General features: G+C 57.1%; 2 protein-coding genes and 1 pseudogene. 2 read left to right on the top strand and 1 reads right to left on the bottom strand.

Annotated features, from left to right (window positions below):
• Positions 1-219, bottom strand: a pseudogene (locus BLT03_RS24985) (ABC transporter ATP-binding protein); the annotation flags it as partial.
• Between the two features lie 73 nt (positions 220-292).
• Between BLT03_RS24985 and BLT03_RS23540 the strand changes: the two are divergent.
• Positions 293-1,231 (top strand): hypothetical protein, encoded by a 939-nt coding sequence (locus tag BLT03_RS23540; protein ID WP_092746189.1) that lies wholly within the window; start codon positions 293-295, stop codon positions 1,229-1,231.
• Positions 1,232-1,250: 19 nt separating this feature from the next.
• Entirely contained in the window at positions 1,251-1,733 is a 483-nt protein-coding gene (locus BLT03_RS23545) for a hypothetical protein (RefSeq protein ID WP_092746190.1), read from the top strand.
• Positions 1,734-1,947: the final 214 nt, after the last annotated feature.

Consider the following 1,947-nt stretch of genomic DNA (forward strand, 5'->3'; position numbering starts at 1 on the left):
CAGCGCGGGGAAGTCGGCCAGCACCGCATCCATGCGGCGCTTGACGTGGGGCACGCCGCGCACCACCAGCAGGTTTTCGCGCACGGTGAGCGAAGGGAACACGTTGGCCACCTGGGACAGGTAAGCCAAGCCGGTGTCCGCAGCGGCATACCCCGCCGGAAATCCCCTGACAGATGCCTTGCCGGCACGGCTAAAAGCCAGCCAAACAACTTGTTGCATGCTGACGCCGGTCCCGCTTAAGCCAGCGGTTAGCATCCGCCACCAAAAAAAAGAAATCCTTAAGGGGGGATGCATGAGCGCAGAACTTGCTGCCACGTTCTTCAACATCGGCTACGGGCAGACCTTGGCCCAGTCCATGGACAAGAACCAAGTGGACGTCCTGGTGCTGACACAGGGCCAGTACATGAGCATCCTGCAGGACAAGGCCAAGGGCAATTCCGCCCTTGAATTCAACTTGCGCAAGATGCTGTCCAGCTCGACGTTCGGCCAGTACTGGCAAAAGACCTTCAACCCCAATGCCAGTGAGCCGTGGGTGGGGCCAGTCGCGCAGGGCGCCAACGACGCCCTCGCCATCACAAAGACGCTGAACGCCATCGGCATGGCTGGAATCGGCACCTACATTAAGACCACCGCGACGGGCACGTACATCATCATCAAGGGCTATTCGGCCAAACGCAGCAGCGCCCTGCAGGGCACTCGGTATCTGGCGACGAATCCCAAGATGCTTCAACTGGGCCTTGGCATGAAAAGCCTTCAGGGAATTGCAAAAGGCGGTTTCATGCTAGGGGTGGTCGTGTCCACAGGATTGGAGGTGATGGACTTCATGTTCAATGACGAGAAGACCATGTACGACCTGGTGGGTGGGATCGGAGTGGAGGCTGTGAAGGGCGGCCTCGCTGGTCTGATGGCCTACGGTGCAGCAGCAGGCGTAGCTGCCACCATTACGACAGTCGCCGTGTTTCCATTGGGTGCGATGGCAGCTGTGGCTGTCATAGGTGGTACCGCTTTGAACTTTGTCGACAACCACTACAAAATCAAAGGCAAAGTGATAGCGGCTCTCCAGATGCTTCCAGAGCAGGTAAATCAGGGCCTTTACTACGTCAACACCGAAGCTCAGTCTTGGCAGGACAGCTTGCGTGACAGCATTCAGCAGAAAAAGGTGGATATGGGTCGTGCTATTGACCAAGGCGTAAAAGACTGGCTTTGTCGCATCGCTTGCGTGCGCTATTAGGCGTTAACAAAGTCTTCTCATGTTCGTAGCATCCCAAGTCCGAAAAGCTCTGGTGTGGACCATTCCACTTTTTCTTGGCATCACCGCAGTTAGTTTTTTCGTGGTGTTGTATGGTCTTGTGCCTCCCATAAACGCGATCGCTTCCAATGCGCCTGTAGTGCGCATCGCTCCCGCATCACAGGTGGCGCCGTTCGTGGCGGCTTTTTGCCTAATCGGCATCGTTGTGGGAATCATGCGGGCTGTGCCTTGCAGTGACAGGCGGATCAAACCTTACGAATTCGCCTTCAAGATCGCCGTAGTGGCAGCCTTGGTGGCTATGGTGCTGATCCCTGTGACCTCTATAGGTCAACGCTTTTACATGCCCCGCCTGGGCTACTCGCTATGTTCTGAGTTGGAGGGAAACCCCACCATGTGGTTCACGGACTGGGTGCGCAATCCGGCGTGGTGCGTGGGAGGCAAAAGCCTGGAATGGGTGAGCGAGCAGGCGGCAATAAAAGATTGATGGCGGGCGCTTTGCACAGAGTCAAGAATTGGCGCCTCCGTTGACCGGTTTACCGTTTCGCACTTCAGTGGCCACGATTCAACTCTGGTTGAGTTAGTGCGTGTTAAAGGGCACAGCGCCAAAGGAGCAACCGCCTTCTACAGGCGCCCTATGGCGCCCGTCAGTGATTGCCCAGGTACAGCTGCGCCATGCGCTCGTCGGCCAGCAACCCGGC

It is taken from the genome of Paracidovorax valerianellae (assembly GCF_900102625.1).
Classification (GTDB): Bacteria; Pseudomonadota; Gammaproteobacteria; order Burkholderiales; family Burkholderiaceae_C; genus Paracidovorax; species Paracidovorax valerianellae.

Coding starts and splice junctions, on each gene's coding strand:
- BLT03_RS23545 (WP_092746190.1), top strand. CDS start 1,251: ATGTTCGTAGCATCCCAAGTCCGAAAAGCTCTGGTGTGGACCATTCCA.
- BLT03_RS23540 (WP_092746189.1), top strand. CDS start 293: ATGAGCGCAGAACTTGCTGCCACGTTCTTCAACATCGGCTACGGGCAG.